This is a genomic window from Cyanobium sp. NIVA-CYA 375, from assembly GCF_056108345.1.
In genome coordinates, this window is record NZ_JBSYHW010000096.1 from 1 (window position 1) to 6838 (window position 6838).

The window sequence follows — 6838 nt, forward strand, 5'->3', positions numbered from 1 at the left end:
TCCGCTCATGGCGCTACCCTTAATCAAGGCCGCCTGAATGGCAGCCAAGGAGTGACAACTTTCCTGAAAGTCACCGCTGTTGGAAAGTCCAGATCCGGCTCGGACGGCAACCTTGTTGATCTTTTGCATCTGCACGGATTCAAATGCGCCGGTTCCACCTTCATCTGGTCGCTGGAGCATGCCAGTCAAGCCGGTGTGGCCTATGTGGAGTCGGAGGCCTCAAACCAGCGGCTGCCGTGGGAGCGGGTAAGGGAGCACGTTGCCGCGGCAGAAGAATGCCCGCCGATGATCACCTCTCACCTGATCACGATGCCGCCGCCCGGGGCACTGGCTCGGATCAAGGTGGCCTTCCTGCGGGAGCCGCTGGCCCGGCTCTCTTCTGCCTACCGCTTTCAGCTGCACAAGCAGGGCAGCATCGACGCCATCTCCTTCCGGCAATACATCGACCAGTTCTGCCGCGGCCCCCTTGCCAACTACCAGACGCGCCATCTCTCACCGCAGGAGCCCGAGAATTGGCGCCTGCAGAAGGGCTGGGCGGCGCGCCCCGAGCTGATCGACCTGACCCGGAGGGACCTTTTCGTGGGCCTGGTTGAGCGTTACGACGAATCGATCGTGGCGCTCGAGTATCAGCTTGAGCAGCTCGATTGCCCCAGGAATTTGGCCTATCCCCAACGCTTGAACATCACAGAAGACCTCCGCTCCAGCAGCGAGCAGCCGGAGGCACTGCCCCCAGATCGGCTGCTGGAGATCACCGAGCTGGATGCAAACCTTTATGGCCGCGCCGCCACCCGGTTGGAGGAGCACCTCGCCGCCATCCCTGATCTCAGCGACCGGTTGGCGGAATTCCACGGGCGCTGCTCCGCCCTGCGCCAGCACCCGCCCTCCGTGCAGCTCAAACCCAACGATCAGTGGACCAAGCTGGCTTCAAAAACCTGATGGCTTCAAAACCTTATGGCTTCCAAACCATGATCTTTCGGGGGCAATGATGCAGATGGGCGCAGAAGAATGGATCGATCAGGCCGCTGACCAGTTGGCCCGGCTAACTCCAGACTTTCAGGGACAGGTGCTGCGGCAGCAGGCGGCACTAGCCCTGATGCAGGCCGCTCGCGACGGTGCTGAAGTCGAGCAGCTGGAGCACCTGCTGCAGGCCAGCCTGCTGCAGCAACTGCAGCGGGCGCTCAGGGAGCAACAAAGCTGAACTGGTCCAAGTTCTGCCAGATGTCAAGAGCGGCCCGGCCGCGGAACACGGCCAACTCGAGGGCCTGCCTGTTCTGTTGTGGCAAGTCTGGATCGGCTCCCAGGGCAGCACAGGCTTCCACCAGGAGCGAAAGGCACTGGGGATCGGCCAGTGCTCCCTCCTGCTCCAGTTCGTTCATTCCCTGCAGCAGTCGCTCGCGAATGGCGGGCACCACCCAGTTGCGAGCCTGGGGCCGCAGGACCAGCAAACGTTGCAGCAGCGTCACCGCCCGCCAGCGGCTGGCAGAGCCGGGTTGGTCCATCCAGGCGATTGCACCGTGCCGGCAGAGCTGCTCTGCCATCACCACGAGTCGACTGGATTCGACCCGGGGCAGCGCCTCCAGCCGCCGCATCCACTGATCAGCCAACCAAAGCCGATCGGCCCGCACCGGGTCTTTCAGCACCTCCTGCGCCGGATTGGGCCCGGCCAGCTCCACCAGGGCGTGATGCAGGCTGGGCATCAGGCGGCTGAGTAGCTCGGCCAATAGCTCGGGCTCGAGGTCGGGGGCGAGCCCATCCAGCAGGCTGAAACCCGCCTCGATCTCGCCGGCGTCAAAGCGGGCTTCAAGCCGCCGCAGCTCATGGCCCTGAAGCGCCTGCTCCAAGGCCAGGCGTTCGCGGCTTGCCTCGGCGGGCAGGGCGCGGAGCAGCTCACGCCAGAGGCTGGCAAGGGGCTCGGCCGGCAGGGGCAGGGTTAGAAGCTGGTTGAGCGGGATCCACACGCCCGGCGCGGCAGCGTTCATCGGATGTTGTAGAAGGCAAGCAGGCCTTCGGGCCCGGCACCGAGGGGCAGCGGCCAGTGCTCCTCGGGCAGGGGCCGGGCCACGGGTGCCACCGGCAAACCCACGCCATGGAGCGCTTGGGCCAGCCGCTCGCGCACCACGCTGGCGCCCCAGCCGGCCTCGAGATGGGCGCTGGCCGCCTCCACCTGGCGCTCCCAGAGCTCGGCGGAAGAGTGGAGGGCGATCACGGCAGCGGCGAAAGTCTTTGGATCATCGGCCAGGCGCACGGTGAGACCATCGCGCAAGCCGAGCCCCTCGGCTGCCACGCTGGTGGCCACCAGCGGCAGACCAGCAGCCATGGTGGTGAGCATCTTGCCCTTGACGCCGGCACCAAAGCGCAGCGGCGCGATACCGAGGCGCAGGCGGCCGAGCAGGGGTGCCAGGTTGGCCACGTAGCCGTGCACCGTCACCCCATCGCCAGCGAGGGCCAGGATTGCCGGCGGCGGGTTGACACCCACCACGTGCAGGTGAGGCACGGCGGCGGAATCGGCCTGCTGCCGCAGTAGCGGCAGCACCTCCTGCGCATACCAGAGCACGGCATCGGTGTTTGGCGGATGGGCAAAACCGCCGAGGAACACCACCCCCTGACGGCCATGAAAGGACTGGGACTGGGCCTCGCGGCGCACCCGGGGCGGTAGCACGAAACCGGCGGCGCGGGGGCGCAGGCGCTCCACGGCTTGGCGCTGTTCGTCATCGCTGAGATAGAGCACCCCATCCACCACGTCAAGGATGCGCTGCTCACAGCGGCGCATGCGCTCGATTGCCTCGGGGCTGACGGCCTCGGGCTGGATGGCGCGCTGCCGCTCCATGCGTAGGTGGTGCAGATCGTGGGTGTAGTAAAGGAGGCGGGCTAGGGGTGCGTGGGTCTTGATCGCTTCAAGCCAGCGGTCGGCCACCTCGGGTCGGGCGATCAGGATCGCTTCGTAGTGATCGCCGCGCTGCTCAAGCAGCTGGTCTACAGACGCCACCCAGGGGTGCACGAGTACCTCCACACCGAGCCTTTGCAGGGGGATGCCGTAATCGGGCTGCCAGAGCAGGTTGTCGGCCGGGAGGTAGCTGACATCCCAGCCCAGGGCGAGCAAATCGTTGAGCAGGTTGAAGATGTACAGGGAGCCGGCATCGCGGTCGGGGGTGGGCAGGCTGGCCTCCATGACCAATATTCGACCCACCCGAGCGCGATTGCGCTCGTGCCAAACGGCAGTGCCGTTTTCAGCATGGCTCTGTAGCTGTCGCTGCCACTTGCTGCAGAACAGCCGGGCGTTGCGCTCCTGAAAGCGCTTGGGGCCACTGTCGTGATCGCGGCCGCTGGAGATACCCTCGTAGTGGATCACTTTGGCGAGGGGCTGCATCAGCACCCGATAGCCGAGGTCTCGCACCGCCATCGCCAGATCGGTGTCTTCGTAATAGGCCGGGGCGTAACGGTTGTCAAAACCACCGATGCGGCGAAACAGCTCCGTGCGCATTAGCAGGCAGGCTCCGGAGATGTAATCAACGTCGCGGCAGAAGCCGTAGGCCGGATCATCAGCATCGCCGTCGCGACCGTAATTCCAGGCACTGCCGTCGCGCCAAACAATGCCGCCAGCTTCCTGGAGGCGGCCATCGGGATAAATAAGCATGGGCCCAACCAGGCCGGAGTCTGGAAACCCCTCCAGGGTTTTGATCAACTCGCTGAGCCAGCCGGGCGTAACGACGGTGTCGTTGTTCAGGAAGCAGATCAGTTCACCCGAGGCGAGGCTGGCGCCGTGGTTGCAGCTGCGCAGATAACCGAGGTTTTCGGGTTGACGCACCAACTGCAACAGGCCATCGCCGCATTCGGCCACCAGGGCGGCGAGCTGGTCGAGGGAGCCGGCGGGGGAGGCATCATCGATACAGAGAATCTCGAGCTCTGCAGTGGCTGCTGGTGCGCCCAGTTGCTCCTGCAGCAAGCTGGCCAGACAACGCAAGGTAACGGCCTCTTCGCCGTAAATCGGCACCACCACGCTCAGGCGCCGCTGGGGCCGAGGCTGCTCCAGCAGCAGGGCCCTCAGGGCACGGATGCGGGCGATCGAGGCCTGGCTGGGCGGGGGCTGAAAGTCGCCATCGGCGAGCGGGCGGCCCTCCAGCCAGCCGGGTGCCCGCAGCGGAGTTGGACGATCTGCCAACCAGGCTGAATAGCGATGCCAGAGGCGATCAAGAGCCTGCTCAGGAGTTAGTTGCTCGAGCTGGTGAAGCAGCGCAAAAGCATCCAAGAACAGGGTGGCCGGATCCTCTGCGCACAGCTGGCGAGCCATGGCCAGCTTGGCCAGCCGCGGCGAGATTGCCCTCCAGCAGAGCTTGGCGCCGTTGGCTGGTTGATCAGCCAGCTGGGCCTCAGTGGTCAGCGGTTCTGCGTTGAGAGGCAGCACCACAAAACCACCGCTGGCTTGAACGGCCAAGCGGATGGTGTAGGTGGCTGAGCTGGCGTCAATGAGGTTGAAGCTGAGCTGAAGAGGCAGGCCGCAAGGGCACTCAGGCAACCTCACTTCGACTTGATACCAGCTTGATGCCATAGAAGGGATCAAGGCTGGATCTGCCTCAGGTCAAACCACAAAGAAAATATCTTCTTGTTTCCATGCGTATCCAGCTTGGGCCTGCACAGTGGTAACGCTGCCATCTACTGAATCTGTAATGGCGAGGGAGTTAGTACCAAAGCCGCCGAAACTACCGAAATTGTCAGCACCACCCACACGATCAGCCTGTATTGCAAGAATATCAGTCTCACCTGCATGAGCATTGAAGTCAGTTACGGTATCAATATCGCCATCCTGAAGCTGATCAAAGGTGTAATAAAGCGTGTCGTTGCCAGTTCCAAGCGTAATTTCATCTGAGCCTGCACCACCTCGAACGAGATCATTGCCGCCGTAGGCAAAGATCGTGTCATTGCCAGCTCCGCCGCGAAGAAAATCGCTGAAAGAGCTTCCATATAGCAAGTCGTCGGCAGTGCCGCCAACTGCATAGGAATAAAGGCCACCTGCAGGAGATAAACCTCCTGCCACACTACTAATGGTTGAACTTTCTCCTATGAGATCTCCAGTTGTTACAGCATTTTCGTTGACAGTAGTGGTAAACTCTGCACCACCTTCTTGACCGAAGTTACCAGTACTAATTATTTTAGTGCCATCACCCAATACCTGAACTGCTTCGACAATGTTGCCACCGCCACCGATTGATTGAATTTCAACTTCACCTTCACCGACGTTAAGCGTATTGCTCTGACCGCTCAAGACCACTTGGAAAACTGTGCCAGCCGGAGCAGTGGTAGTAGCCCAAGTATTTCCAACGCCACCAACTTGTACAGGTAAACTGCCATCAACCTGGGTGGGGTCGTCGCCTGTAAAGACAGGAGTAGACGCCGGAGTTTGGCCAGGCAAATCCCATATTGTGCTAGAAGGCGGAGCAATGAAAGACATTTGTTCCTAAATCTCAGCTACCCAAGAAATTTACCACAATGATCATGGCTCTCAACGCACTCCCGCTTGCAAATGCTGACATTACTTTTTTGGTGATATCGGATACCTTGAAAGGGAGTCAGCTGTGACAGTTATTGCTCTGGGCAATTCCGTGAATATCATCCGGGTTTTCTGGGTGACAGATTGGCAAGTAGTTGCCAGCCCTGCCAAGTCACCAGGGGAGCGAACTGCTGCGGTGCCAGCAGGCCTGCTGGGCTGAGCAGGCACTTCACCCTTGACAGCAGGCCGCCGAGGCTGATCGGCAAGCTGGCACTCCAGGGTCGTTGCAGCACCATCAGTTCCACTGGGTCCCCGGTCTCAGCGGCTAGCTGTTTCATTAGGGCGGCAGGTTGTTCGCTGCGGGCACGAAAGCCAACCTTAGCAAGCTTCTCGGCCATAAGCAGTGGTTCGCGGCTGGCCAGGGGCTGCACTGCCATCCCCACGCTCAGCACGCCCTGCTCTAGTAGCCAGCAGAGCGGATCGGCATGGTGGCCGTGCAGCAACACCACCAGACCCTCCGCCGGCAACAGGCGCCGCAGCTGAAGCCGCTGTGGCAAAGGAAGTGACAGCGGTGAACCTGAGCCGAAACCGCCACGGGCCCAGCGCCCGCGCAGCCGCTGCAGTTCCAGCTTGGCTGGCTGATTGGCTGGCAGGGCGTCGGCGTTGGCAACCAGGCTGTCGTAGCTGCGCCAGCTCCCCCCTGTCAGGAGGATGCGTGCACGTAAATTGCGCCCCCAATCGCTGTCTGGATCAATACTCAGGCCCTGCTGCACCGCTTCGAGCGCTTCATCTAATACTCCCTGATCCAGCAACAGCCGGGCCAGCTGAAACCAGGGCCTGGGCTGACGGCGGTTTTGGGTAAGGCTGGTGCAGAGCCAGCGTTCGGCCTGCCAACTCTGTCCCAGCTGCAACAGCAGCGACGCGACCGCATTGCAGTGCTCCGGGCGCAGCTCACTGTTTCTGGCCTGGCGCTCCAGCAGGGCAAGGGCTGCGGCACCATCCCCCGCTGCCAACAGGCAGCGGGCCAAATCTGCGACCAGCCCAGCATGGGGAAGCTCTGCCTCCCCCTCGAGCGCCCGATGAGCAACTGCCAGCAGATCCTGAGGCAGTTGACCAGCCTGCTGCTCTGCAGGGTCGCTGGGCTGGCTGAGGCCAAGAACTCGCAATTCTTGGCGTGTGTGGTCAAGGGCAGGGGCTAGTTGGGTGAGGCTGGGGACCACAATCGAAAGGGTGCGCCAGCGGGCAGCCGGACCGGTTGCACCAATCCCTAGCAAGCTGTTCGCCAGCTGCTCACATAAATCCGAGATGGCGTCGGGATCCACCGAGGTAGGCCCATTCCGATTGGCATCCACG

Annotated in this window: 7 protein-coding genes; 2 read left to right on the forward strand and 5 right to left on the reverse strand. The window is 62.3% G+C overall.

Annotation, left to right across the window (positions count from 1 at the left end; all coding sequences use genetic code 11):
• Window positions 1–180 (reverse strand): hypothetical protein (locus tag AC01FP_RS15280; RefSeq protein ID WP_474481525.1); only part of this gene is annotated, 180 nt, incomplete at its 3' end.
• Between the two features lie 105 nt (window positions 181–285).
• Here AC01FP_RS15280 and AC01FP_RS15285 point away from each other — a divergent pair.
• The gene (locus AC01FP_RS15285) at window positions 286–936 is read left to right on the forward strand and encodes a sulfotransferase family protein (protein ID WP_474481527.1); all 651 of its coding nucleotides are present in this window, start codon (window positions 286–288) and stop codon (window positions 934–936) included.
• A 55-nt stretch (window positions 937–991) separates the two neighbouring features.
• Window positions 992–1198, forward strand: a complete 207-nt coding sequence (locus tag AC01FP_RS15290) for a hypothetical protein (protein WP_474481529.1) — start codon at window positions 992–994, stop codon at window positions 1196–1198.
• Here the strand turns inward: AC01FP_RS15290 and AC01FP_RS15295 are convergent.
• From AC01FP_RS15295 to AC01FP_RS15310, 4 genes are all read right to left on the reverse strand, one after another.
• Entirely contained in the window at window positions 1179–1979 is an 801-nt protein-coding gene (locus AC01FP_RS15295; RefSeq protein WP_474481531.1) for a hypothetical protein, read from the reverse strand. The genes AC01FP_RS15290 and AC01FP_RS15295 overlap by 20 nt on opposite strands.
• Window positions 1976–4546 (reverse strand): glycosyltransferase, encoded by a 2571-nt coding sequence (locus tag AC01FP_RS15300; protein ID WP_474481533.1) that lies wholly within the window; start codon window positions 4544–4546, stop codon window positions 1976–1978. The genes AC01FP_RS15295 and AC01FP_RS15300 overlap by 4 nt, the downstream gene beginning before the upstream one ends.
• Before the next feature lie 30 nt (window positions 4547–4576).
• A complete protein-coding gene (locus tag AC01FP_RS15305) occupies window positions 4577–5260 on the reverse strand; it encodes a calcium-binding protein (RefSeq protein WP_474481535.1) in 684 nt (227 codons plus the stop codon).
• Window positions 5261–5604: 344 nt separating this feature from the next.
• Window positions 5605–6838: tetratricopeptide repeat protein (locus AC01FP_RS15310; protein WP_474481536.1), on the reverse strand; the 1234-nt coding region annotated here is incomplete at its 5' end.